This window comes from Mangrovibacillus cuniculi (assembly GCF_015482585.1).
Taxonomy (GTDB): domain Bacteria; phylum Bacillota; class Bacilli; order Bacillales; family R1DC41; genus Mangrovibacillus; species Mangrovibacillus cuniculi.
Map to the genome: position 1 here is coordinate 950,121 of NZ_CP049742.1, position 26,429 is coordinate 976,549.

At 37.1% G+C, this 26,429-nt stretch carries 30 protein-coding genes; all 30 read left to right on the forward strand.

The window, feature by feature from the left end; translation table 11 throughout:
* Positions 1–6: 6 nt before the first annotated feature.
* The 30 genes from sucD to flhB all read left to right on the forward strand — a co-directional run bounded on the left by sucD (position 7) and on the right by flhB (position 26,411).
* A complete protein-coding gene (gene sucD / locus G8O30_RS04825; protein WP_239673855.1) occupies positions 7–909 on the forward strand; it encodes a succinate--CoA ligase subunit alpha in 903 nt (300 codons plus the stop codon).
* Between the two features lie 230 nt (positions 910–1,139).
* A complete protein-coding gene (gene dprA / locus G8O30_RS04830; RefSeq protein WP_239673856.1) occupies positions 1,140–2,030 on the forward strand; it encodes a DNA-processing protein DprA in 891 nt (296 codons plus the stop codon).
* A gap of 140 nt (positions 2,031–2,170) precedes the next feature.
* Positions 2,171–4,246, forward strand: coding sequence for a type I DNA topoisomerase (gene topA, locus G8O30_RS04835; RefSeq protein ID WP_239673857.1), 2,076 nt, complete (start codon positions 2,171–2,173; stop codon positions 4,244–4,246).
* Between the two features lie 354 nt (positions 4,247–4,600).
* Complete coding sequence (xerC, locus tag G8O30_RS04840) at positions 4,601–5,497, forward strand: tyrosine recombinase XerC (RefSeq protein WP_239673858.1); 897 nt, start codon at positions 4,601–4,603, stop codon at positions 5,495–5,497.
* 12 nt (positions 5,498–5,509) lie between these two features.
* Positions 5,510–6,052: an ATP-dependent protease subunit HslV gene (gene hslV, locus G8O30_RS04845; RefSeq protein ID WP_239673859.1), complete on the forward strand. Its 543-nt coding sequence runs from the start codon at positions 5,510–5,512 to the stop codon at positions 6,050–6,052.
* 17 nt (positions 6,053–6,069) lie between these two features.
* Positions 6,070–7,482: an ATP-dependent protease ATPase subunit HslU gene (hslU, locus tag G8O30_RS04850; RefSeq protein ID WP_239673860.1), complete on the forward strand. Its 1,413-nt coding sequence runs from the start codon at positions 6,070–6,072 to the stop codon at positions 7,480–7,482.
* Positions 7,483–7,544: 62 nt separating this feature from the next.
* The gene (codY, locus tag G8O30_RS04855; protein ID WP_239673861.1) at positions 7,545–8,324 is read left to right on the forward strand and encodes a GTP-sensing pleiotropic transcriptional regulator CodY; all 780 of its coding nucleotides are present in this window, start codon (positions 7,545–7,547) and stop codon (positions 8,322–8,324) included.
* A gap of 563 nt (positions 8,325–8,887) precedes the next feature.
* Positions 8,888–9,280 carry a flagellar basal body rod protein FlgB gene (flgB, locus tag G8O30_RS04860; RefSeq protein WP_239673862.1) on the forward strand — a complete coding sequence of 131 codons (393 nt, stop codon included), beginning with the start codon at positions 8,888–8,890 and terminating at the stop codon, positions 9,278–9,280.
* A 2-nt stretch (positions 9,281–9,282) separates the two neighbouring features.
* Positions 9,283–9,738 carry a flagellar basal body rod protein FlgC gene (flgC, locus tag G8O30_RS04865; protein WP_239673863.1) on the forward strand — a complete coding sequence of 152 codons (456 nt, stop codon included), beginning with the start codon at positions 9,283–9,285 and terminating at the stop codon, positions 9,736–9,738.
* 29 nt (positions 9,739–9,767) lie between these two features.
* On the forward strand, positions 9,768–10,079 hold the full coding sequence (gene fliE / locus G8O30_RS04870; RefSeq protein WP_239673864.1) for a flagellar hook-basal body complex protein FliE: 312 nt from the start codon (positions 9,768–9,770) through the stop codon (positions 10,077–10,079).
* A 146-nt stretch (positions 10,080–10,225) separates the two neighbouring features.
* Positions 10,226–11,821: a flagellar basal-body MS-ring/collar protein FliF gene (fliF, locus tag G8O30_RS04875; protein WP_239673865.1), complete on the forward strand. Its 1,596-nt coding sequence runs from the start codon at positions 10,226–10,228 to the stop codon at positions 11,819–11,821.
* Positions 11,822–11,835: 14 nt separating this feature from the next.
* Positions 11,836–12,849, forward strand: a complete 1,014-nt coding sequence (gene fliG / locus G8O30_RS04880; RefSeq protein WP_239673866.1) for a flagellar motor switch protein FliG — start codon at positions 11,836–11,838, stop codon at positions 12,847–12,849.
* Entirely contained in the window at positions 12,842–13,627 is a 786-nt protein-coding gene (gene fliH / locus G8O30_RS04885) for a flagellar assembly protein FliH (RefSeq protein WP_239673867.1), read from the forward strand. Before fliG ends, fliH begins: the two co-directional genes overlap by 8 nt.
* A complete protein-coding gene (gene fliI, locus G8O30_RS04890) occupies positions 13,624–14,940 on the forward strand; it encodes a flagellar protein export ATPase FliI (RefSeq protein WP_239673868.1) in 1,317 nt (438 codons plus the stop codon). The genes fliH and fliI overlap by 4 nt, the downstream gene beginning before the upstream one ends.
* 5 nt (positions 14,941–14,945) lie before the next feature.
* Positions 14,946–15,392 carry a flagellar export protein FliJ gene (gene fliJ, locus G8O30_RS04895; RefSeq protein ID WP_239673869.1) on the forward strand — a complete coding sequence of 149 codons (447 nt, stop codon included), beginning with the start codon at positions 14,946–14,948 and terminating at the stop codon, positions 15,390–15,392.
* Positions 15,393–15,402: 10 nt separating this feature from the next.
* The gene (locus tag G8O30_RS04900; RefSeq protein ID WP_239673870.1) at positions 15,403–15,990 is read left to right on the forward strand and encodes a MotE family protein; all 588 of its coding nucleotides are present in this window, start codon (positions 15,403–15,405) and stop codon (positions 15,988–15,990) included.
* A 4-nt stretch (positions 15,991–15,994) separates the two neighbouring features.
* Positions 15,995–17,233 carry a flagellar hook-length control protein FliK gene (locus tag G8O30_RS04905; protein WP_239673871.1) on the forward strand — a complete coding sequence of 413 codons (1,239 nt, stop codon included), beginning with the start codon at positions 15,995–15,997 and terminating at the stop codon, positions 17,231–17,233.
* Positions 17,233–17,868, forward strand: coding sequence for a flagellar hook assembly protein FlgD (gene flgD / locus G8O30_RS04910; protein ID WP_239673872.1), 636 nt, complete (start codon positions 17,233–17,235; stop codon positions 17,866–17,868). Before G8O30_RS04905 ends, flgD begins: the two co-directional genes overlap by 1 nt.
* A 12-nt stretch (positions 17,869–17,880) precedes the next feature.
* Positions 17,881–18,264, forward strand: coding sequence for a TIGR02530 family flagellar biosynthesis protein (locus G8O30_RS04915; protein ID WP_239673873.1), 384 nt, complete (start codon positions 17,881–17,883; stop codon positions 18,262–18,264).
* A 76-nt stretch (positions 18,265–18,340) separates the two neighbouring features.
* Positions 18,341–19,537: a flagellar hook protein FlgE gene (locus G8O30_RS04920; RefSeq protein WP_239673874.1), complete on the forward strand. Its 1,197-nt coding sequence runs from the start codon at positions 18,341–18,343 to the stop codon at positions 19,535–19,537.
* A 51-nt stretch (positions 19,538–19,588) separates the two neighbouring features.
* Entirely contained in the window at positions 19,589–19,813 is a 225-nt protein-coding gene (locus G8O30_RS04925) for a flagellar FlbD family protein (RefSeq protein ID WP_239673875.1), read from the forward strand.
* Complete coding sequence (fliL, locus tag G8O30_RS04930) at positions 19,803–20,237, forward strand: flagellar basal body-associated protein FliL (RefSeq protein ID WP_239673876.1); 435 nt, start codon at positions 19,803–19,805, stop codon at positions 20,235–20,237. Before G8O30_RS04925 ends, fliL begins: the two co-directional genes overlap by 11 nt.
* 34 nt (positions 20,238–20,271) lie before the next feature.
* Entirely contained in the window at positions 20,272–21,270 is a 999-nt protein-coding gene (fliM, locus tag G8O30_RS04935; protein WP_239673877.1) for a flagellar motor switch protein FliM, read from the forward strand.
* Positions 21,260–22,486, forward strand: a complete 1,227-nt coding sequence (fliY, locus tag G8O30_RS04940) for a flagellar motor switch phosphatase FliY (RefSeq protein ID WP_239673878.1) — start codon at positions 21,260–21,262, stop codon at positions 22,484–22,486. The genes fliM and fliY overlap by 11 nt, the downstream gene beginning before the upstream one ends.
* Positions 22,487–22,511: 25 nt before the next feature.
* Complete coding sequence (locus G8O30_RS04945) at positions 22,512–22,874, forward strand: chemotaxis protein CheY (protein ID WP_239673879.1); 363 nt, start codon at positions 22,512–22,514, stop codon at positions 22,872–22,874.
* 19 nt (positions 22,875–22,893) lie between these two features.
* Positions 22,894–23,601: a flagellar biosynthetic protein FliO gene (locus tag G8O30_RS04950; protein WP_239673880.1), complete on the forward strand. Its 708-nt coding sequence runs from the start codon at positions 22,894–22,896 to the stop codon at positions 23,599–23,601.
* Positions 23,594–24,259, forward strand: coding sequence for a flagellar type III secretion system pore protein FliP (gene fliP / locus G8O30_RS04955; RefSeq protein ID WP_239673881.1), 666 nt, complete (start codon positions 23,594–23,596; stop codon positions 24,257–24,259). The genes G8O30_RS04950 and fliP overlap by 8 nt, the downstream gene beginning before the upstream one ends.
* Positions 24,260–24,274: 15 nt before the next feature.
* Positions 24,275–24,544, forward strand: a complete 270-nt coding sequence (gene fliQ / locus G8O30_RS04960) for a flagellar biosynthesis protein FliQ (RefSeq protein WP_239673882.1) — start codon at positions 24,275–24,277, stop codon at positions 24,542–24,544.
* A gap of 5 nt (positions 24,545–24,549) precedes the next feature.
* Positions 24,550–25,329, forward strand: coding sequence for a flagellar biosynthetic protein FliR (gene fliR / locus G8O30_RS04965; RefSeq protein WP_239673883.1), 780 nt, complete (start codon positions 24,550–24,552; stop codon positions 25,327–25,329).
* Complete coding sequence (flhB, locus tag G8O30_RS04970) at positions 25,326–26,411, forward strand: flagellar biosynthesis protein FlhB (protein WP_239673884.1); 1,086 nt, start codon at positions 25,326–25,328, stop codon at positions 26,409–26,411. The genes fliR and flhB overlap by 4 nt, the downstream gene beginning before the upstream one ends.
* Positions 26,412–26,429: the final 18 nt, after the last annotated feature.

Here is a 26,429-nt window from a genome sequence, read left to right on the forward strand (position 1 = left end):
AATGGAATGAGCGTATTTATTAATAAAGATACAAAGGTAATTGTTCAGGGGATTACAGGAGCTACTGCCCTTTTCCATACAAAACAAATGATTGAGTATGGCACGCAAATTGTTGGTGGAGTAACTCCAGGTAAAGGTGGTACAGAAGTGGAAGGAGTACCGGTATTCAACACAGTTGCAGAAGCTGTGGAGAAAACTGGCGCAAACGCTTCTGTTATCTATGTACCTGCAGCATTCGCAGCAGATGCAATTTTAGAAGCAGTAGATGCTGAACTAGATTTAGCTATCTGTATTACAGAACATATCCCAGTACTGGATATGGTAAAAGTAAAGCGTTATATGGAAGGAAAGAAAACTCGTCTAGTTGGTCCTAACTGTCCGGGTGTTATTACTCCAGGAGAATGTAAGATTGGTATTATGCCAGGGTACATTCATACAAAAGGTCATGTAGGCGTAGTATCTCGTTCTGGTACATTAACGTATGAAGCTGTACATCAGCTATCACAAGCTGGAATCGGTCAATCTACAGCAGTAGGTATTGGTGGAGACCCAGTAAATGGCACTAACTTTATTGATGTTCTTCAAGCTTTCAATGAAGATCCAGATACGTATGCTGTTATCATGATTGGTGAAATCGGTGGTACTGCAGAAGAAGAAGCTGCTGAGTGGGTAAAAGCAAATATGACGAAACCAGTAGTAGGATTCATTGGCGGACGTACTGCACCTCCAGGAAAACGTATGGGACACGCAGGTGCCATTATTTCAGGTGGAAAAGGGACAGCTGATGAGAAAATACGTGTGATGAACGAATGTGGTATTAAAGTAGCGGAAACACCTTCTGTAATGGGTGAAACGCTTATTGAAGTACTGCACGAAAAAGGTATTTTTGAGAAGTGTAAAACGCATTAATAGAAAGGCGTAAGGAGCGTTTTAAGCCGCGGCAAAAAGTTCAGAAGACCGAGTAGGCAGTACTTCAGCCAACGGAGGACTTATGAACTTTACAGTGCGGTTGCGTACCTGAAGCTAGACACTAATGTAAAGTATTTTGCAACACAAGAAGAATAAGCGTTGGATTACTTCAACGTTTATTCTTTCTGTCTAAATTTGACGGATTTCTACTATATTATAAGAGGTGATTTATGCTTATTGACGAACGTAATCTTTGGGCTCTTGCTCATTACCCTTTCATTTCCCTCAAACAAAAATGGCAACTACTGAAACTAGACCCCACCCTCCATTTTCTAAATACTAAAATTCAGTCCACTTCCACTTCACTCCAAAAAACGATTGAACAGTTTATCCAATTTTCTAATACATTCCCATACGATGAATTAAAGGAACGATATTTTATCCAAAAAATTGAAGTCGTTTCATTGCAAAATTCTCTTTATCCACTATCTCTACTGCAAGTGTATCTCCCTCCACTACTGCTTTTCACAAAAGGAAATACCAGTTTATTGAATAAGGAAAAGATTGCTGTGATTGGTTCTAGAAAAGGTAATGAAGAAGGTAAGCGTATCATTGAACAGCTTTTTCCATCATTAATAGATCGGGGAATGGTTATTGTAAGTGGTGGTGCAAAAGGTATAGATTTTTACGCACATGATAGTACGTTAAAACTGGGTGGAAATACCATTGCCGTTTTAGCAGGTGGTTTGTTTCATATGTATCCAAGAAATCATTTGAGTCTATTTAGAGAAATTGCATTGGACTCTTTAGTAGTGACAGAACATCCACCGTCAACTTTCGTTCAAAAGTGGCATTTTGTCGAGAGAAATAGAATTATTTCGGGTATTTCTAAGGGTGTCATTGTTATTCAAGCAGAAATTAATAGTGGATCGATGAGTACGGTTAGACATGCTCTAGATCAAGGTAAAGAAGTATTTGTAACTCCCGGTTGTTGGGGGCACGCATTGTCAAAAGGTCCTCAACTATTAGCCAAAGAAGGTGCGACATTGGTAACGTGTTCGGATGATATTTTTAGAGAGATTGAAAATAAACCGTTTACAAACATTGCCTCTTTCGTGTAATATCGGTTGAAAGATAGAAGAAGTAAGGGAACTTATTCCATGTGTTTGCTTGACAAACATCTAATCCCTCTTTACTATTTACATTTGATTACACAAACAATAAAACATTGAAATTTAAAGACCTCTAAGGAGGAACCATTATGTCAGATTATTTAGTTATCGTTGAATCTCCTGCGAAAGCAAAAACGATTGAGCGATATTTAGGGAAAAAATATAAAGTAAAAGCATCTATGGGACACGTGCGAGACTTACCGAAAAGTCAGATGGGTGTAGATGTAGAACACGATTATGAACCAAAGTATATTACCATAAGAGGTAAAGGTCCTGTTTTAAAGGAATTAAAAACTGCAGCAAAAAAAGCAAAAAAAGTATATCTCGCGGCCGATCCGGATCGTGAGGGAGAAGCGATTGCGTGGCATTTAGCACATAGTTTAGATGTGGATATTCATTCCGACTGTCGAGTGGTATTTAATGAAATTACAAAAGATGCCATCAAGGAATCATTCAAAACACCAAGACCAATCAACATGGATTTAGTAGATGCTCAACAAGCGAGAAGAATTCTAGATCGCTTGGTAGGTTACAACATTAGCCCGTTACTTTGGAAAAAAGTAAAAAAGGGATTAAGTGCAGGTCGAGTTCAATCTGTAGCTGTTCGTATGATTGTAGACCGTGAAAAAGAAATTGCTAACTTTATTCCAGAAGAATATTGGACTATTGATGGTTCCTTTCAAAAAGGTAGAGAAATATTCTCTGGTCAATTTTATGGAATTAATGGCAAGAAAACGGCTTTATCTTCCGAAGAAGAAGTAAAGTCAGCTCTTTCGCAAATGAAAGGTAATGATTTTACTGTTGCGAGTGTAGCTAAAAAAGAGCGAAAGAGAAACGCTGCCCCTGCATTTACGACTTCTTCTTTGCAACAAGAAGCAGCTAGAAAATTGAATTTCCGAGCAAAGAAAACGATGATGTTGGCTCAGCAATTATATGAAGGGATCGACTTAGGGAAAGAAGGAACAGTCGGTCTTATCACATACATGCGTACAGACTCAACGAGAATCTCTGAAGTAGCAAAGCAAGAAGTGACAGAGTATATCTCTCAACAGTATGGAAAAGAATTCACCAAAATGACACCTTCTGCTGTGAAGAAATCATCTAATTCGCAAGATGCGCATGAAGCGATTCGTCCAACTAGTGCACTGAGAGATCCTCAATCGCTAAAAGAAGTTTTATCAAGAGATCAACTTCGATTATATAAATTAATATGGGAAAGATTTGTTGCAAGTATGATGGCTCCAGCTGTGATGGATACGATGAGTGTAGACTTAACAAACGAAGCTGTTATGTTCCGTGCGACGGGATCTAAAGTTAAATTCGCCGGTTTTATGAAAGTTTACGTTGAGGGAAATGATGATGGAAAGGAAGAAAAAGATACCTTCCTTCCAGATTTAAAAGAAGGCGATAAAGTTGTTTCAAAAGATATCGAACCAAAACAACATTTTACACAGCCTCCCCCAAGATATACGGAAGCTCGTCTAGTAAAAACGATGGAAGAGCTTGGTATTGGTCGTCCTTCCACTTATGCTCCAACGCTTGATACAATTCAAAAAAGAGGATATGTAGGATTAGATAATAAACGCTTTATTCCTACAGAGCTAGGAGAAATTGTTTTAGAACTTATTATGGAATTCTTCCCTGACATCTTGGATGTAGCCTTCACTGCTAAAATGGAACATGATTTAGATAGTATTGAAGACGGTGATGAGAGATGGGTTCGCATTATAGATGAATTCTATAAGAAGTTTGAGAAACATTTAGAGAAGGCAGAAAAAGAAATGGAATCTGTCGAGATTAAAGATGAGCCTGCTGGTGAAGATTGTGAGAAGTGTGGACATGAAATGGTCTTTAAAATGGGCCGCTTCGGTAAGTTTATGGCTTGTAGCAACTTCCCAGAATGTCGAAATACTAAAGCTATAGTAAAAGAGATTGGGGTTCCTTGTCCGAAGTGTGAAAAAGGAAAAATAATAGAGCGTAAAAGTAAGAAAAAGAGAATCTTCTATGGTTGTGACCAGTATCCAACATGTGACTTCTTATCATGGGATAAGCCAATCGAAAGGCCTTGTCCAAAGTGTAATGAGATGTTAGTGGAGAAGAAGTTAAAGAAGGGTATTCAAATTCAATGTACATCTTGTGATTATAAAGAACAACCTCAGCAATAACGTTTTGAAAACCTTAGGGGGAATAAACCCCTAAGGTTTTCTATTTGGTCGTAATTGTGTTTAGTAACAGGAATAAGTAGACATACTTTGAAAAAAGTAGATAATTTCCATATATGGTGTCGTATGTGAGAGAAATTAATATTTTTCTATCTAAAACAATAATATAACTTTTTTTCAGGCAAATTGTAGTGTACAATGCTTGATGGACTACTAGAGTATTTTATGAAAATAATATTATTAGCACATTCCCTTAACAGTTCATTCTATCGGAACTTTGTGAATACTTTGTAAACTAATTGCTATCTTAAATCTAATTATGGTACGCTGAACGTAAAGTGGAAGGGGATGAGTAGGATGATTGGAAATGAAGAATGTATTCGACTTTTTTCCTTATATCTTCAAGTTGAAAAAAACTACTCCCTCCATACTGTAAGTGGATATACAAATGATATCCATGAGTTTGAACAATTCTTGAAAGAAGAAAACGTACATTCTTTTTTACAAGTACAATACATTGAAGCAAGGCTTTTTGTAAGTAAGTTAGTTGAAAGAAAACTATCTAGAGCTACTGTTTCTAGAAAATTATCAAGTCTAAGAAGTTTTTACCGTGTACTAGTTAGAGATGCTTATCTAAGCGAAAATCCATTTTCTTTAATTCTTCAACCTAAAAAAGAGCACCGACTTCCAAGATTTTTCTATGAAGAAGAACTAGATACTCTTTTTGAATTTGCTCGTAATGATCCGTCTTCCCTTGGAATACGTAATTATGCATTGTTAGAGTTGTTATATGCAACTGGTATTCGTGTAAGTGAGTGTCAAGGGATAAAACTACAAGATATTGATTTCCACCTATCAGTTGTATTGATTCGTGGAAAAGGAAGAAAAGAACGTTACGTTCCCTTTGGCTCATTTGCGCATGATGCTTTAACTACATACATAAATATAGGACGAGTGGACTTAGTAAAAGAAAAACATGATTATGTCTTTGTCAATAATAGGGGAAAATCTATTACCTCCCGTGGTATACGACATGCTCTCCAACAATTGATGGAGAAAGCGACTGTAAATGGAAAGATTTATCCCCATATGTTGCGACATACTTTTGCTACTCACTTATTAAATAATGGTGCTGATTTAAGAACGGTACAAGAGTTGTTAGGTCATGCACACTTAACGTCAACTCAAGTGTATACACACGTAACAAAAGAAAGACTGAAAGAAACATATATGCACCATCATCCTCGTGCTTAAGGAGTGAAATCTATGGGATCATTTCATGCAACTACCATATTCGGAATACATCATAATGGCAAGGCCGCGATGTCTGGAGATGGCCAAGTGACCTTTGGGAATGCCGTAGTAATGAAACATACTGCGAAAAAGGTACGTAGACTTTTTAATGGAAAAGTTTTAGCTGGTTTTGCTGGGTCAGTAGCAGACGCATTTACTTTATTTGAGATGTTTGAAGCAAAGCTGCAAGAATATAACGGAAACCTTCAACGTGCTAGTGTAGAGTTAGCAAAACAATGGAGAAGTGATAAAGTACTAAGGAAATTAGAAGCAATGCTGATTGTGATGGATAAGGAAAGCATGCTTCTGATTTCAGGGACTGGAGAGGTAATTGAACCTGACGATGGAATATTAGCTATTGGCTCTGGTGGACAATATGCTCTTGCTGCTGGCAGATCGTTAAAAAAATATGCGGGTGAGTACCTATCAGCTTCTGAAATAGCCAAAGCTGCTCTAACAACAGCAGCTGATATTTGTGTGTACACAAATCACAACATTATTTTAGAAGAATTATGAGACGGGAGTGATTAGAGATGAAACAGCAAACTTCAGCGTTAACACCACGTCAAATTGTTGAAAGGTTAGATCAATATATTATTGGACAGCGTGATGCTAAAAGGTCCGTTGCCGTTGCCCTGCGCAATCGCTATCGAAGATCTAAGTTATCTGAGAACCTACGAGATGAAGTAGTACCTAAAAATATCCTTATGATTGGACCTACAGGCGTAGGAAAGACAGAGATTGCTAGAAGAATGGCCAAATTAGTTGGCGCTCCCTTCATTAAGGTGGAGGCTACGAAATTTACCGAAGTTGGATATGTCGGTAGAGATGTGGAGTCCATGGTAAGAGATTTAGTAGAGACTTCTGTTAGGCTAGTAAAAGAAGAAAGAATTTTAGGCGTGGGTGAACGTGCGGAAGAGCTTGCGAATAAACGCCTAGTTGAACTACTAGTTCCGACAGCTAAAAAAGCTACTAACTATAAAAATCCATTTGAAATGCTGTTTGGTGCTCAAGATGAAGAAGAATCAACTGTTTCGTCATCTGATATAGAAGAGCAAACATTACGTACAAAAAGGCAACATATCGCTGCTAAGTTAGCTGCAGGTGAATTAGAGGAAGAGCTAGTTTTAGTAGAATTAGAAGAACAGTCTCCGCAAATGTTTGATTTTTTACAGGGTTCGGGTATGGAACAAATGGGGATGAACATGCAAGATGCTCTAGGTAATTTTATGCCAAAGAAAAAGAAGAAAAGAAAATTACCTGTTCGTGATGCTAGGAAAGTGTTGGCTAATGATGAGGCTCAAAAATTAATTGATATGGATGAAGTGACGCAAGAAGCGGTTTATCGTGCCGAGCAAATGGGTATCATCTTTATTGATGAAATTGATAAAATAGCAAGTAAGAGTCAAGGTGGTTCTTCAGCGGATGTTTCAAGGGAAGGTGTTCAACGAGATATCTTACCAATTGTGGAGGGGTCAACTGTTGTCACAAAGTATGGCTCTATTAAAACGGATCATGTATTATTTGTAGCAGCAGGTGCTTTCCATACTTCTAAACCTAGTGATTTGATTCCCGAATTACAAGGTCGTTTTCCGATTAGGGTTGAATTACAGAAATTATCGGTGGAAGACTTCTATCGAATTTTAGTGGAACCTAATAATGCCCTTTTAAAACAATATCAAGGATTATTAGAAACAGAAGGTATACAGATTGAATTTTCTGACGATGCTATTCGTAAGTTAGCTCAAATTGCATTTGATGTAAATCAAAACACAGATAATATAGGGGCAAGAAGGTTACACACAATTTTAGAAAAATTGCTGGAAGACTTATCTTTTGAAGCTCCTGATATCTCTATGGAAAAAGTAGTTATTACGCCAGCTTACGTAGAAGAAAAGCTTGGTGCAATCGTTCAAAATAAGGACTTAAGTCAGTTTATTTTATAATAGTTTAATTAATATATGTAGAAAGATACGTGCTTGAAACGTACTACTAGGAGGACTAAGGAATGAATTTATTATCTAAAACAAGAAAGATCAATGCCATGCTTCAAAACGCAGCTGGAAAACCTGTTAACTTTAAAGAAATGGCCGAAACTCTGACAGAAGTAATCGTGGCAAACGTGTTTGTCGTTAGTCGCCGAGGAAAACTTTTAGGGTTTGCTGTTAATCAGCAAATTGAAAACGAACGAATGAAGAAAATGTTAGCGGACCGTCAATTCCCAGAAGAATATACAAAAAACTTGTTTACTATTCAAGAGACATCTTCAAATTTAGATATCACTAGTGAACATACAGCGTTCCCAGTAGAAAACAGAGATTTATTTAAAAATGGTTTGACTACAATTGTACCGATCATTGGTGGTGGCGAGCGTCTAGGTACGCTGATTCTAGCTAGATTAGAACAGTCATTTGAAGATGATGATTTAATCTTGGCGGAATATGGTGCAACGGTTGTTGGGATGGAAATACTTCGTGAAAAAGCGGAAGAAATAGAGGAAGAAGCTCGTAGTAAAGCTGTAGTACAGATGGCTATTAGCTCTTTATCTTATTCTGAGTTAGAGGCAATTGAGCACATCTTTGAAGAATTAAAAGGACATGAAGGTCTACTTGTTGCTTCAAAGATTGCAGACCGTGTAGGTATTACTCGTTCTGTTATTGTTAATGCTCTTCGAAAACTAGAGAGTGCAGGAGTAATTGAATCACGTTCTCTAGGTATGAAGGGGACTTATATTAAAGTCTTAAATGATAAGTTCTTAATGGAATTACAACAACTAAAAACAAATTAAACCATAACTATATGGAAAAGACGACTTCGAAAACGAGGTCGTCTTTTTCTGTGTTGTGGACAACAGCACATACAAGAAGATGCATTTTTCCATATGGTAATGAAGGATAATGGAATACGTTAATGCATTGTTACGTTATTGTAAATTTTTTTTATTAAAAGTAATGATTGAAATTTTTAGTTCATATAAAAAAATCAGTTTATTTGAGTATTTTATACCATTTGTATTACAAATAATACAAATTACATCATATTTCAGACTCGAAGTAACTGTAATAATAGGTATTAAGTATAGGGAAATAGAGAGTGTGGTTTCTGTAAAAACCTTTACGAAAGTATTATAGGAAAAAAGGGTTCTATATGGTATTGTATGGATAGGTATTTGCGGAAAAAGTCGAAATGTGACGAAGTATCTATTATATAATTAGGATTTTTGACCTATGCATTTCTTCTGAAATCGCATAGACACTATGATTTTAGTAGTTTAAAATGTTTATATCAGCAATGTCTAAATATGTTACATTTGATAAAAACTTGTCATTTAATTAGCAAGGAGTGGTATAGTTGAAATTGTTTTCCGGTACAATTACGTCGTTAGAAAGCGGACTTGCTTATTCTTCTATGAAACAAAAGGCAATTTCCGATAATATTGCTAACGTAGATACCCCAGGTTATAAAGCAAAGGATGTCCAATTTAAAAGTTTCTTGGAAAAAGAGATGTCTAATTCATTTCCGTCTAAAAAGACAGATGATAGACATATTGACTTTTCCAGTAAAGAAACTGCTTTTAATACAATAGTTAGACCAAATGTGAACTATAACGAAAATAATAATAGTGTAGATATTGATAACGAAATGGCTGACTTAGCTACAAACCAAATTTACTACAACTCGCTAGTTGATCGGTTAAATGGAAAATTTAACTCTCTTCAATCAGTTATAAGAGGAGGTAAGTAACAATGACAATGTTCCATGGAATGAATATCACTGCTTCGGCCCTATCAGCTCAAAGACTTAGAATGGATGTTATCAGTTCCAATATGGCGAATGCGGAAACAACTAGAGGAGAATTTGTAAACGGAGAGTGGCAGCCGTATCGCAGGAAACAGGTAGAGTTTACACCGAAAAGTGCGAATTTTGCATCGTTTCTTCATCAAGCTATCGGATCTAGTGGTTCAAGTAATGGAGATGGGGTAAAAGTGAAACAAATCTCTGAAGATGATACGCCGTTCAAGATGGTTTACGATCCTACACATGTGGATGCAAATGAAGAAGGATATGTAGAGATGCCTAATGTAGACCCATTAAGAGAAATGGTAGATCTAATGTCTGCAACAAGATCATATGAAGCCAATGTAACAGTATTCAATGCCAATAAATCAATGATGATGAAGGCGCTCGAATTAGGTAAATAACAAATACATCAAAGGAGGATGACAAAATCATGTCCATTCAAAACATACCTTCGTTTTCTCTTCATGCTTTACGACCGTCGAACCCAACAGAAAGTGTAAAAATTTCTCCGGGTGAGGCTCAAGCACAATTCGGTGCATACCTCCAAAATGCTATTCAAAACGTAAACCAAAACCAAATTCAATCTGATGTCATTACAAACAAAATGATTAATGGAGAAAACATTCAATTACATGATGTGATGATTGCTTCTCAAAAGGCTAGTATCACGTTGCAAACCACGATGGAAGTTCGAAATAAAGTAGTAGAAGCGTATCAAGAAATTATGAGAATGCAAGTATAATAGTCGGTTACCGCTGTTAAGGTTGCCATGCAACTATTAACCATTCTCGAATAACGAGGAATCTATGCTATTGTCGTGCGAATAATAGTAATCATTAAATTAGCTAAAGACATACAACGCCGACACATCGTAACCGGGGGATAATAATGAACGAGAATATATCTAAGTATGTAACTACTACAAAAGAATATTGGGGCAGTAGAAGCAAAAAGCAAAAAGGTTTCTTTATAGGTGGAGCAGTTGCTATTTTACTGGCAGTAATTTTAACAGGTATTTTTGCAAACAGAACAGTGATGGCGCCTTTATATACAAACTTAACTCCTGCTGAAACTGGATCTATTACAGAAATCTTAACTGGGCAAGCAGTCCCTTATGAACTTGGAGAAAATGGCACAAGTATTTTAGTTCCACAAGAGCAAGCAGATGCATTGAAGGTTCAGCTAGCAGCACAGGGTCTACCAAATTCAGGTGAAATTACATTTGCGACAATCGGACAAGGTAGTGGTTTTGGGCAAACAGAAAATGAATTTAATGCTTCCAAACTAGCTGCCATGCAGACGGAACTGGCTAACTTAATTAAAGGGATAGAAGGTATTAATGATGCGAAAGTGATGATCAGCCTTCCAGAACAAGGTGTATTTGTCAATACCACCACTGATCAAGCTTCCGCCTCTGTTTTACTAAACACTCAACCAGGTTTCAGGTTAAGTGATCAACAAGTAGAAACACTTTACCATTTAGTTTCAAAAAGTATCCCTAATTTGTCTACAGATAATATCGTCATTAGTAATCAAAACTTTGAGTACTTCTACTTAAAAAATTCAAATTCTGGTGTAGCAACCATATCTGACCAAATGGGGATAAAAAAACAAATTGAACAGGACATTCAGCGTCAGGTGCAATCCATGTTGACAATGCTTATGGGGAATGGGAAAGCGATGGCGACTGTGACGGCAGATATTGATTTCTCAAAAAAGAATTCTGTTGAAGATTTAGTCGAACCTGTTGATGAAGAAAATATGCGTGGTATTGAGATAAGTGCTCAAAATATCACGGAGACATACACTGGCGCTGGAGCTGGTGCTAATATAGGCGGTGTTCCTCAAGGACAAGACCCAGCAGATGCATTAGGTGCAGGTTATGTAGAAGGTGCAAATGGGAACGGTGACTATGAAAGAACAGAAAGTACCATTAATAGCGAAGTCAATCGAATCCGAAATGAAATTGCTGGTGCAGATTACAAGATTAGAGATCTTGGAATTCAAGTACTTTTAGAACCACCAAATCCGGATGATGAAACGTCAATGCCTGCTGGCTTAGAGCAAAATGTTGAACAAATTTTATCAACGATTATTCGTACTTCTATCGATAAAGATGTAGGGACACCTTTAACGGAAGAGGAAATAGATTCAAAGGTTTCTGTTAACATTCACAAACTTAATGGGAAGACGGAGTTTGTTGCAAATAGCACTCCAACTATCCCATGGTGGGTTTACGTAGTTGGTGGGATTTTACTTGCGGTTATCATTCTACTTCTATTCTTCATTTTAAGATCTCGAAAATTAAAAGCTGAAGAAGATGAAGAGATTCTATCAGAAGTTGCCTCCACAATTAATGTGGCAGATGTAAATCAAGAAAAAGTAACAGAAGGAACACTTCGAAGAAAGCAATTAGAGAAAATGGCAAAAGATAAGCCAGATGAATTCGCAAAACTATTAAGAACTTGGATTGCAGAAGATTAGGGGGACATGAAAAAATGGCTAAAAGAGAAAAAGGGCTATCAGGGAAACAAAAAGCTGCCATCCTCCTAATCTCTTTAGGACCTGAAGTGGCTTCCTCTGTATATAAGCACCTTTCGGAAGAAGAGATTGAAAGGCTTACTTTAGAAATTTCTAGTGTAAAAAAAGTAGATGCAGATTCAAAGGAAGAGGTATTAGAAGAATTTCATAATATAGCTCTTGCGCAAGATTATATTACTCAAGGTGGAATTGGCTACGCAAAAACAGTTCTAGAAAAAGCACTTGGTCAGGACCAAGCGTCTGCCATCATAAATAGATTGACATCATCTCTCCAAGTGAGACCGTTTGATTTTGCTAGAAAAGCAGATGCTAGCCAAATCCTTAATTTTATTCAAAATGAACATCCGCAAACAATTGCGTTGATTCTATCGTATCTAGACCCACAAAAAGCAGGACAAATATTGTCTGAATTAGCGCAAGAAGTACAAGCGGATATCGCACGCAGAATAGCAATTATGGACTCGACATCCCCTGAGATAATTAGTGAAGTGGAATCTATCTTAGAACGAAAGTTATCTGCAACTGTTACACAAGACTTTACACAAACTGGTGGAATTGAATCAGTAGTAGAAGTGTTAAATGGAGTAGATAGAGCAACAGAGAAAACAATCTTGGATGCTCTTGAAATTCAAGATCCAGAACTTGCAGAAGAAATTAAGAAACGTATGTTTGTGTTCGAGGATATTGTTACATTAGATAACAGATCTATTCAACGAGTTATACGTGATTGTGAAAATGAAGATTTACTATTGTCATTAAAGGTTTCTAGCGAAGAAGTAAAAGAAATCGTCTTCCGTAATATGTCTAAACGTATGGTAGATACATTTAAAGAAGAGATGGAATTCATGGGACCAGTCAGATTGCGTGATGTGGAAGAAGCGCAATCAAGAATTGTTGCGATTATTCGAAGATTAGAAGAATCTGGTGAGATCATTATTGCGCGTGGTGGAGGAGACGATATCATTGTCTAGATTAATCAAATCAAGGTGGGCTAGTGCTTCCGATGACAATGTAAAAGTAATTGGAATAAAAAAAGTTCAAGATTCTTCTTCTGAAGGAGAAGTGGAAAATCCTCTTAAGCAAGAACATCTAAAACGGCTAGCAGAAGAAAAGGAATTCATCCTTTCTCAAGCTGTTATGGAATCGAATTCGATGATTCAACAGGCACAAGAAGAAGTTGCTAAGTTGTATGAACAATTAAAAGATGAACAAGAGCAATTTCAAGAATGGCGTTCAAATGAACTCCAAATCGCAAAAAAAGAAGGGTACGAAATCGGTTTGGCAGAAGGCAGACATACTGCACAAATGGAATATGAGTCCCTCTTAGAACAAGCTAAAACGATTGTTCAACAAAGCGAGATACAAGTACAGCAACATTTAGAAAATGCAGAAACAACGATCCTTCGTTTATCTATGGAAGTTGCTGAAAGTATTCTTCACGATACGTTAGCAGAATCACCAGAAAAATTTATCTCTTTAGTGAAACACGCAATTAAACTAGGGAAAGAACAAAAAAAGTTACAACTACATGTTCATCCGAAAATGTACGAATTATTGATAAATGTAAAGTCAGAGCTTGACCATTTGTTACCACCAGATGCTACTTTAACCATTTTTGCGGATGATGACCTCTCTACGACAACATGTTTCATTGAATCACCAGCTGGCAGAATTGATGCAACTGTTGACCACCAGTTAACAGAGTTAAAAAGTAGGCTATTGCAACTGTTACAGGAGGAGAAGGAATGAAGGCTCGAGATCTCATCCCTCATGTAAAAAATGTAACCGGCATTAAGGTCTTTGGTCGAGTAAAGCGAGTGGTTGGTCTAATGATTGAATCAAAGGGTCCTTCAACGTTTATCGGTGAGATGTGTTGGATTCATGTAAAAAGTAACGGAATTGTAAAAAAGATAAGAGCGGAAGTAGTTGGGTTTAAGGACGATGATGTCATATTAATGCCTTACCAAAATATTCAAGATATTGCACCAGGGTCGCTAGTCGAAGCGACTGGTTCGACACTTGAAGTCAAAGTTGGACACGCTTTAAAAGGCAAGGTATTAAATTCACTAGGAGAACCATTGGATCAGTCACCGTTACCTATTGGATTGACCTCTGTTCCGATTGACCAAGATCCGCCCAATCCTTTATCAAGACCGCCAATAAATGAAACCTTAGAGGTTGGGATAAAAGCAATAGACGGACTTTTAACCGTAGGAAAAGGGCAACGTTTAGGTATATTTGCTGGAAGTGGTGTTGGAAAAAGTACTTTGATGGGAATGATTGCGAAAAATACGTCAGCTGATATTAATGTCATTGCTTTAATAGGAGAACGAGGTCGTGAAGTTAGGGAATTTATTGAGCGAGATCTGGGTCCTGAAGGCTTAGCAAGAAGTATTGTAATTGCCGCAACATCTGATCAACCCGCACTGATGAGAATTAAGGCAGCTTACACGGCAACAGCGGTGGCTGAGTATTTCAGAGATAGAGGACTAAATGTACTGTTCATGATGGACTCTGTTACTAGGATAGCAATGGCTCAAAGGGAAGTTGGACTTGCGATTGGAGAACCTCCAGCTACGAAAGGCTATACGCCATCTGTTTTTGCCATCCTTCCTAGACTATTAGAGAGAACTGGAACAAATCATCTTGGCAGCATTACTTCTTTTTACACGGTCTTAGTAGATGGAGATGACATGAATGAACCAATTGCAGATACTGTTCGTGGTATTTTAGATGGTCATTTTGTATTAGATAGAAACTTGGCAAATAAGGGCCAGTATCCTGCTATAAACGTTTTAAAGAGTGTTAGTAGATTGATGAATCACCTAGTAGATCCTGCACATTCGGAATCAGCTAACAAAGTAAGGGAAAAGTTAAGTGCTTATTTACAATCAGAAGATTTAATCAACATTGGAGCATATAAGAAAGGATCATCTAAAGACATTGATGATGCAATAATTATGTATCCGAAAATCATCGAGTTTCTTAAACAACCAACAGAAGACAAAGTTCCTATTACTACTACAACAATGAGACTACAGTCGCTTGCTCAAGGAGGATAATGAAATTGAAGTTTGTCAACCGCTTTGAAAAAATTCAAATCGTTCGAGAGCAAGAAAAAGTAGAGGCCATCACTCATTATGAACATTCCATGAAACAGTTTGAGAAGGTAGCGGAAGAACTGTATGAGTTACTGAAGAAAAAAGAAACATTGCAAGCAGATCAAGAACAGAAGTTGTTAGTAGGATATTCTGTGCAAGAGATGCGCCAACAGCAGTTGTTCCTTCAACATCTTGATAAAAGTATTGAATTTTATCAAAAAGAAGTGGTGAAAGCCCGTCAAAAGATGAACTGGAATGCAGAAAAAGTGAAAGAGAAAAATATGGAAGTGAAAAAAGTGGAATGTTTAGTAGATAAGGGATTTGCTGCATTCACACAGAATCAAGCCGCGTTGGAGGCGAAAGAAATGGATGAGATTTCTACTCAATTCTTTGCTAACAGGGCACTTAAGTAGGTGAGATTACATGGCTAACTCAGTGGAAAAAGTAGAAAGAAAAGCATCGAAGTTTCAGTGGTTTATGATGGCTTTCCTAATTCCCTTATTAACCGTCATCGCAGTTGGGCTCGTCTTATTACAAATAAGTGGAGTCAATGTGTTTCAAGAGGTAAGCAAAATGGGAGAAAAGGTATCTGTGCTCCAATCTGTATTTGGTGACGGTGAAGAGGCGGTAAAAGAATTGGAAAACAGGTCACTTAATCTTCAAGCGGAAATAGAAGAACGAGAAGCACAAATAGCAAAACTAGAAACAAAAATTCTCGATAAAGATAATGCAATCAAACAAGTGGAGTTAGAAAAAGAACAACTAGAAAATCAACTAGAAGAGTTAAGACAGATCCAAAGTGATAATAAACGTGCATTTGCAGATGTTGTGGAAACGTATGAAGCAATGTCAGCAAAAAAAGCAGCTCCAATACTAGTGGAACTAGAAGAGGAAGAAGCGGTTAAAATACTTTCACAGGTTTCCCCTGATCAATTAGGTAAAATCCTTGAGTCTATGCTGCCACAAGATGCAGCAAGGTTCACTAAATTATTAGCAACGGAAGGGAGGTGACAGAATGAATGTAGGTACCGTATTTCAACTTAGTCAAGAGGTTATGGTGGATAATGGGAAAAACAATCAGAAAACTAGTGGAAGCGGCTTTGAATTTATGCTAGGAAACGCTCTAGGGCAAGCGCAAGCTGGTAGGAAGCTAGAAGGAGATACGAAAGCACCTATTAAACTAAGCGTTGAGGAATTGACGGCTTTACTTGCTAGTTTAACAGAAGATCAAGAAATCCCTTCTGATATAGGTGTTGACATAGAAAGTTTCCTTTTATCAATGGATATGTCTGTAGAAGAGATAATGAATGTAATGGAATCATTAATGAAGAATCTTACATCTACCTCACTTCCTACTCTTTATGAAGAAGCCTCTAATGCAAATACTCCAGAAGAATGGGTAAATGCCACGGCGAAATTCTTAGAGGTTTTAGTATCGGAAGGAAAAGACAAAGAAAATCAACTACCTATTCAGACGAAACTAAATGAGATGGTTCAAGTAGTTTCTATCTTGAAAAAATTTATTCGTCAATCTGATCAAACGAGTACAACTGATCGCATCTCCCAATCACTGAACTCTACAGTTGATGATTTAAAAAGTATCGTGCAACAGTTATTGAATCAAATACAAAGAAAAGAAAATGATGCAACTAGCAAGTTTCAGCAAGCTCTTTTGAGATTACCCAACCAATCTACAAATGAAACTAGTAAAATTACTTCCCTTTCACAAGGGCTGAACGTGGAACAAAGCATTATCTCTTCAAATGCTTCGTCAACCTTTGAACAAGTAGCTCTTCATTTACCAAAAGGGACAACTAAACTTCAAACAGAAGCCTTTGTTAGGGAGTTTACTAATGTGTTATCTAAAGCTAATTGGATGAAGAACCCTATGCAGTCTAAGTTGCAAATTAACTTATACCCTGAACATCTAGGAACGCTAAAAATTGAATTAGTTCAGAAAGACGGCATTTTAACTGCAAGGATATTAGCAAGCAGTTTAGCTGCAAAAGAAATGATTGATACGAACCTTTCAAGTTTGAAAAATAGTTTTGCACTACAAAACATTCAAGTGGAGAAAGTAGAAGTGTTTCAATCCTCTGCTCCAGATTTAAGACAATCTTCAAGAGACTCGTACCAAGGTGGTCAACAGCAAGAACAACAATCTGATCAGCAAGAAGACAAAAGTACTACTAGAACATTTTTAGATGAATTGTCAGAACAACTCCAATCAGCTGAAGAGGACGTGACGAGTTAATGGTATCAGTTAATAATGATTTGCTCTATTCCTCTGTAATAAAAGAGAGAAAAACAAACGGGGATATTTTAGGAAAAGATGATTTCTTGAAAATACTCATGACACAATTACAAAATCAAGATCCACTCAATCCTATGGAAGACAAAGATTTTATTGCACAAATGGCTACTTTTTCTAATCTAGAACAAATGACCAACATGGCGAATACTATGGAGAAGTTTGTACAAACCTCTGAACAAAACCAATTAATCTCCTATAACCAGTTTGTTGGAAAAGAAGTGACTTGGCACATAATGCAAGAGGGAGAAACGCCTGAAACACCACCTACATTTACAGAAGGAACTGGATTGGTAAAATCAGTGGTGTTTAAAAATAATACTGTAGAGTTTCTTTTAGAAGATGGAACGAAATTAGAACCAGGAAATATTTCTCAAGTAAACCATGTTAATGATAGTCACGAATCTCCACTTTTACAAGCAAGTTATTTAATTGGAAAAAATGTTTCTTATGAAAAAGCTGGAGTATCCATTTCGGCAATAGTTTCGTCGGTTTCCCGAAAAGATGGACAGACATGGATTCATTTAAATAACGAGGAAAAAATTCTAAGCAATCAATTAACAGAAATTAAAGGATAGGATGAAAGCTGAATGGATAAGAGAATTCTCTCCTCCATTCCCATTCCAAAACAAGTTCCTTTTCATAAGAAGACATCCATCACGCATGGAGAAACAAAGGTGTCATTTAAAGATCACCTAGAACAAGCAACTGGTGAAAATCCAATACTCGTTTCCAAACATGCGGAAAAAAGATTAGCGCAAAGGGATATCTCTATCTCTTCTAGAGAATGGGCAATGATGGAGCAAAAAGTACAAGAAGCAAAACAAAAAGGCTTAAAAGAATCACTCGTGTTAGTAGGAAACGCTGCACTAATTGTTAGTGTACCGAATGAAACGGTCATTACTGCGATGAATCGTGAGGAAGCGGTTGGTCAGATTTTCACCAATATCAATGGAACAATCATTATTGAATAAAAGGCTGGACCACTCGGTGGAGGCCGCTACTCTGTGGAATGAAGGAAACAGAGTAAAACGAAAGGGGATAATCAATATGCTACGATCCATGTACTCTGGAATTAGTGGAATGAAAAACTTTCAAACAAAACTGGACGTTATCGGAAATAACATTGCTAACGTGAACACGTACGGTTTCAAAAAAGGTCGTGTAACGTTTAAAGATACAATGAACCAAACGATTTCCGGTGCAAGTGCAGCGACAGATACCCGTGGTGGTAAAAACCCCATGCAAGTAGGACTAGGGTCTACGCTTGCTAGTATTGACACAATTGATACACAAGGAAGCTTACAAACTACTGGTCGTTCTCTAGATTTAGCATTAAATGGTGATGGGTATTTTGTTGTTCGTCAAGGTAATCAAGATGTGTATACACGTGCAGGGAACTTCTATTTAGATAATGAAGGTACTTTGGTTAATAGTGATGGGTTGAAGTTACAGGCTTATGCGGTTGATCAGAGTGGAGTAAGAGCCAACAACTATGGAGATGTAACGGTGAATGTAAATGCTGTTATGTCACCTACTAGGACCACAACTGCAACAGTTGAGGGTACTCTAAGTGATGTTGCTGCACCAAATAGTAAATATGTACAACAAATCGAAGTTGTTAGAGCCGATGGAACACCACTAAAGGTAGATATAACTTTTACGAAAAATACTGCAGCTCGTGAGTGGAGTATTAACGGTACATCTTCTTCAGGGAACATAGCTACGCCGCTGCCGACTATTACTTTTGATGCAACAACAAGGCAAGCTACACCAAACACTACTAATATAACTATCGGTGGGGAAACATTTGCCTTAAACATGGCAAATTTAACTTCCCCTGCAGGTAACAATCAAAACACAGCCATCATCAACACAGACGGTAATCTTGAAGGCTCCATTGAATCATTTAACATCGGAGCTGGCGGAGAAATCAACGGAGTTTACTCCAATGGTTTAGTTCGTACACTGGGTGTCCTTGCAATTGCTAAGTTCTCTAACCCAGCTGGTTTAACACGTGCTGGCGGGAACAATTTCCAACAATCCATTAACTCTGGTGTAGCAAACACAGGTATTCCAGGTGAAGGTCGAGGAACAATCGCTGCTGGAGCTCTAGAGATGTCTAACGTAGACTTGTCTGAAGAGTTTACAGAGATGATTACGGCACAACGTGGATTCCAGGCGAATACGCGAATTATTACGACATCTGATGAAATTCTACAAGAATTAGTGAATCTAAAACGTTAATAGAATAGGAGGGACAGGGTTAAGCTAGAGCGTTTAACCCTGGTCACACCAATGATTCAAGTTACTAGATTAAATGGATCTAATTTTACCATTAACGCACTCTATATAGAGACGATGGAGTCGTTTCCTGATACGACGATTACGCTAACAAATGGAAAGAAATTTGTTGTGAAAGAATCCCGAAAAGAAGTAGAACAGAGATGTGTGGAATTTTATCAATCTATTCATACACTCGGGCGATTAACTAGAGAAAGGATAGCGCAGGATGAAGAATAATAAATTGATGATTATTATGTTAGGGATGGTTGGTTCCATTCTCATAGTAGGAACTATTTTTTTGGTGCTAATCCTAAATAGTCAAAAGGCAAGTGGAGATGAGCCGAAAGAGCCAACAATTGATGAAATATTAGAGGCATCTGTTGACGTACCTGAAATGACCACGAATTTACAAGGTAACGATTTTATCAGAATAGCTTTTAAAATTCAATCCGATAGCAAAAAAGCAAAAGAAGAATTAGAGAAACGTAGTTTTCAAGTTCAGAATATTATTATTGAAGAGTTATCTTCCAAAACTGCGGAAGATTTAAGCAGTGCTGAAGGTAAGCAACAATTGGAAGATGTAATCCAAACAAGGACGTCCGAGTTAATGCAAGAAGGTAGTGTTGTTCGGGTGTACATCACCTCCGCAGTAATACAATAATGTTCGTTAAACATCTATAGGAGGTGAAGATGTCGTGGCTGGAGATGTATTGTCACAAAGTGAAATTGATGCTCTCCTCTCTGCTATTTCTACTGGAGAGATGTCAGCAGATGAACTAAAAAAAGAGGAACAAGAAAAGAAAGTTAAGGTCTATGATTTTAAGCGTGCTCTACGCTTTTCGAAAGATCAAATTAGAAGCTTGACAAGAATTCATGAGAACTTTGCACGTCTATTAACAACGTTCTTTTCTGCACATCTTAGAACGTATGTCCAAATAACAGTTGCATCCGCTGATCAAATTCCGTACGAAGAATTTATTCGTTCCATACCTAAGATGACAATCTTAAACACATTTGAAGTTCCACCTTTAGATGGACGAATTCTAATGGAAGTGAATCCTAATATAGCCTATGCCATGATGGATCGCATATTAGGGGGATCAGGTGAGAGCATTAATAAAGTGGATAACTTAACAGAAATCGAAACCAGAATTATGTCCAATACGTTTGAACGAGCGTTTGAATATTTCAGAGAAGCTTGGTCAACTATTTCAGATATTGATCCTATGTTAAGTGAATTCGAAGTAAATCCTCAGTTCTTACAAATGGTTTCTCCTAATGAAACGGTTGTAGTTATTTCGTTGAATACGACCATAGGTGATACAAGTGGGATGATTAATATTTGTATACCTCACGTAGTATTAGAACCTATCATTCCGAAGTTATCAGTTCATTACTGGATGCAAACAAAGAAAAAAGATAGAAATCCAATCGAAGTAGAGTTACTAGAAAATAAAGTAAAAAAGTCTCAAGTTCCATTAGTAGCTGAACTAGGAACATCTGAAATAGCTATAGAAGATTTTCTACTTCTAGATATTGGAGATGTCATTGAACTAAATCAGTCTATAGATAAACCTCTTGTTGTAAAAGTTGGAGGAATACCGAAATTTACTGGTCAAGTAGGAAAAGTAAAGAGACATATGGGAATACAAATTTTGGATGTATTGAAGGGAGGAGACGACGATGATGAGTGATGAAATGCTATCTCAAGAAGAGATTGATGCTTTGTTAAAAGGAACTAGTGATGATAGTTCCGGCAATGGAGCTTCATCTGATACACAATCATCAGGGTTAAACGTCGATGATTATTTACTACCAGAGGAGCAAGATGCACTAGGGGAGATTGGAAACATCTCTTTTGGTAGCTCTGCAACCGCGTTGTCCACACTTTTAAACCAAAAGGTTGAAATTACCACTCCAACTGTCTCTGTAGTGGACCGCTCAAACTTAAGAGGAGAGTTTCCAGATCCATACGTGGCAATAAATGTTGGTTACACAGAAGGTTTTTCAGGTAACAATCTGTTAGTAATTAAACAGAGTGACGCGGCAATTATTGCAGATTTAATGCTAGGTGGAGATGGAAGGAATCCAGCAGAACTCTTAGGTGAAATTCAACTAAGTGCTGTACAGGAAGCAATGAACCAAATGATGGGTTCTGCAGCAACATCTATGTCGACGATTTTTAAGAAAAAAGTTGATATTTCTCCACCGTCCATTGATTTACTAGATTTAGACGATGGAAAGGGTCAATCAAATTTACAACAAGATGATTTGTTAGTAAGAGCCTCTTTTTCTATAAAGGTTGGAGATTTAATTGATTCTAAAATAATGCAACTATCTCCACTTACTTTTGCAAAACAATTAGTTTCAGAATTATTCCAACCAGTGGACACAAAGGAAGAAAAATCCGTTACAATAGAAGAGAAGGATTCGTCACGTTCAGACCATTTACAACAATCTCCGACAAGTGTTAGAAGTGCTAGTGTAAATGAAGTTCCTTACTCACATGGAAATACGGCAGTCGTCGCCGAGGCTACTGGACCACACCATTTTGGTGGAACACAATCATCTTATGGACAATCACAAGTAACTAATATTCAACCAGCTTCTTTCACAAGCTTTGAAGCTCCTAGTTTACAAGAACATGAGGCTAGAAACTTAAATATGTTATTAGACATCCCACTTCAAGTTACAGTGGAACTAGGTAGAACAAAGCGTTCTGTAAAAGAAATCCTGGAGTTGTCCTCTGGCTCCATAATTGAATTAGATAAACTTGCTGGGGAACCGGTTGATATTTTAGTGAATAGTAGATTAGTAGCAAAAGGTGAAGTAGTCGTTATTGAAGAAAACTTCGGTGTGCGGATTACGGATATAGTGAGTCAATCAGAACGTATTAAAAAATTAAAATGATCGATGTAAATGGAGGATGTAACAAATGGGAAAATCAATTTTAATCGTAGACGACGCAGCTTTTATGCGAATGATGATCAAAGATATCTTGACAAAAAATGGATACAATGTTGTTGCTGAAGCTGCAGATGGTGCACAAGCAGTAGAAAAATACAAAGAACATAAGCCAGATTTAGTTACAATGGATATTACTATGCCCGAAATGGATGGGATAACTGCTCTTAAGGAAATTAAATCATACGATGCAAATGCAAAAATTATTATGTGTTCTGCAATGGGACAACAGGCAATGGTTATTGATGCAATTCAAGCTGGTGCAAAAGACTTTATTGTTAAACCATTCCAAGCTGATCGTGTAATCGAAGCAATTGCAAAAACGTTATCGTAATAGGAAAGGTGAATGTGCTTTGCGACATCTAAGAAGACTTACAGAATTACTTCTTTTCGCAATGATCATTCTCACTCTGCATGGGTCTTTCTCTCTTGTGACCCATGCAGAATCATTTGATGGATCTGTGGATGAGTGTAAGGATAGTTCTGGCTCTATTGCAGAATGTTTCGGTGGTTCATCAAATGAACAAAATGAGGAAGTTTCATTAGATAATGAGAAAAGAAGTACAGAAGAGACTGCCAATAGCTTTGTGTCATTCGGTGATGTTATTCGAATGATCTTTGCCTTACTAGTTGTCATCGGTTTACTATATGGGGTTCTTAAATTTCTCGGGAAGAAAAGTCAATCCTATCAACATACTCAAATGATTCAGAATTTAGGAGGGACTTCACTTGGCGGGAATCGTTCTATCCAACTTGTGAAGATTGGGACAAAATTATACGTAGTTGGTGTAGGAGAAAACGTACAATTAATGAAGGAAATAGAAGATACACAAGAAAAAGAATTGCTAATAAAAGAGTATCAAGGGAAGCTTTCAAATACTTCTACTTCAGATATTGTAGGCAAAATAGTAGAAAGAGCGACTGGAAAGAAGCATGCAGATGCAAATAAGCCTTCAACCGAAAATTTCTCCTCCCTTTTCCAAACACAATTGAAATCTATTCAAAAGGATAGGAAAAAGAGATTAGAAGATTGGAGTAAGGAGGAGAACAAAGATGAATGATTTCGTTAATTTGTTTAGTTCAAGTTCTCCTGAAAATGTCTCCACTTCCGTACAATTACTATTACTTTTAACGGTACTTTCATTGGCACCTAGCATTTTGATACTAATGACTTCCTTTACACGAATTATTATCGTACTTTCTTTTGTCCGTACGTCCCTGGCTACACAGCAGATGCCACCGAACCAGGTACTAATCGGGCTAGCCCTATTTTTAACTTTCTTTATTATGGCGCCAATCTTTTCGGAAGTAAATGAAGAAGCTTTAACGCCTCTATTTAATGAAGAAATTAGTATCGATGAGGCATATGATCGAGCAGCTGTTCCGTTTAAAGAATTTATGGCAAAACACACAAGAACAAAAGATTTAGAATTATTTCTTACCTATGCAGGAAATGAAAGGCCAGAAACCATTCAGGATATTCCATTAACAACTTTAGTACCTGCGTTTGCTCTAAGCGAAATTAAAACAGCGTTTCAAATAGGATTCATGATTTTTATCCCATTCCTAGTAATTGATATGGTAGTTGCAAGTGTCTTGATGTCAATGGGGATGATGATGTTACCACCTGTGATGATTTCGTTACCGTTTAAGATTTTGTTGTTTGTATTAGTGGATGGATGGTACTTAGTCGTCAAATCGCTATTGCAAAGTTTTTAGAGGAGGGGAATCCTAATGTCACCTGAGACTGTCATCAGTATTGCTGAGAATGGAATTTACGTTACCTTAATTATTAGTGCTCCTCTATTACTAATCGCCTTAATTATTGGTTTAGTAGTAAGTATTTTTCAAGCAACTACTCAAATACAAGAACAAACGTTGGCTTTCGTCCCTAAAATTGTTGGTGTGTTAATTGGTGTCATCTTTTTTGGGCCATGGATGTTAAGTCACATGCTATCCTACGCCACAAATATTTTTTCTAACTTAACTAGGTTTATCGGGTAATTACTATGACATCATTGATTCCAGACATCTCCGTGTTTGTCCTAATGTTAGCAAGGATATCTGCCTTTTTTGTGACGATGCCAATATTTTCTTACCGAACCTTACCAGCGCAACATCGCATAGCTTTTTCCTTTCTTTTAACTTGGATGATGGTATATACGGTTGATGTTCAACCATTTGTCATTGATGGAGCGTATATCCTTCTTGTAGTAAAAGAAGTAATGGTTGGTCTGTTATTAGGTTTTGTAGCTTATATGATTATTTCTGCAGTTCAAGTAGCGGGTGGTTTTATTGATTTTCAAATGGGATTTGCGATAGCAAATGTAATTGACCCTCAAACAGGTGTTCAAAGTCCTCTCATTGGTCAATATCTGTATACCTTCGCACTACTGCTTTTATTAAGCTTAAATGGACACCATTTAATTTTGGATGGGATTTTTTATAGTTATGAATTCATTCCTTTAGATAGTGCAATGATTCAATTCGCACAAGAACCATTGGTAGAAATGATAATCAAATCTTTTAATACTGTCTTTATTATTGCTTTACAGCTATCCATGCCTGTCGTAGCTACTTTATTTTTGGTAGATGTTGCTTTAGGAATTGTTGCAAGAACTGTTCCTCAGTTCAATATCTTTGTCGTTGGTTTTCCTATAAAAATTGCTGTTAGTTTTATTGTATTAGTAATCTCGATGACCATTATGATGGTTGTGATACAAGACTTATTTCACTACATGTTTCAGACAATGCGTGGAGTAATGGATTGGTTAGGTGCTGAAAGATGATCCAAAAATTAAGAGTAGATCTTCAATTTTTTGCGGGAGAAAAAACCGAAAAGGCTACACCTAAGAAAAGAGAAGATACCCGTAAAAAAGGGCAAATTGCGAAAAGCCAAGATGTTAACACTGCCATAAGTTTACTATTAATCTTTTTATTTTTTATGTTTGGAGCATTTCTACTTGGGGATAGACTGTTAGATTTCTTTAAAGAAAGTTTTACTAATTATATCGGAATGCAGTTAACAGAAAAAAACGTGGAAGCAATCTTTATTGATGTTTTAACACAAATGGGATTATTTATGGCACCCATCTTAGCCGTAGCTGTAGTAGGAGGATTGCTCTCAAATTACTTGCAGGTTGGGGTTTTATTTACAGCTAAACCACTTCAACCAAAATTTGAAAAGATTGACCCTATTAAAGGGGCAAAGCGTATTTTCTCTGTTAGAGCTCTGGTGGAACTAGCTAAATCCTTATTAAAAATCTCGTTGATAGGTTCTGTCACTTTCTTTATGCTATTACTCCAATTTGATGAAGTAGTGAACTTAGCATATAAGACTCCTTTGCAGACAATGCATATCGTCGGAAGATTAACTATCCAGATGGGGATTGTGGCATCGATTGTTTTATTATTATTGTCGCTACTAGATTATCTTTATCAAAAGTATGACCATGAGAAAAATATCAGAATGTCCAAACAAGATATTAAAGACGAGTACAAAAAGAGTGAAGGGGATCCACTAATTAAGTCTAAGATTAAACAAAGACAACGTGAAATGGCTACAAGGAGAATGATGCAAGAAGTGCCAAATGCAGATGTCATCATTACAAATCCCACTCACTTTGCCATCGCTTTAAAGTACGATGAAACCAAAATGGATGCTCCATTTGTGGTAGCAAAGGGAGTAGATTTTGTGGCTCAAAAAATTAAGTATGTTGCAAAAGAAAATGGTGTAACGATGGTAGAAAATCGTCCACTAGCAAGAGCTCTATACGATCAAGCAGAAATAGGGGATGCAGTTCCTGAGGAGTTCTTTAAAGCAGTAGCAGAGATTTTAGCATATGTATATAAACTTCAAAAAAAGATATAACTCCCAGGTTAGGAGAGA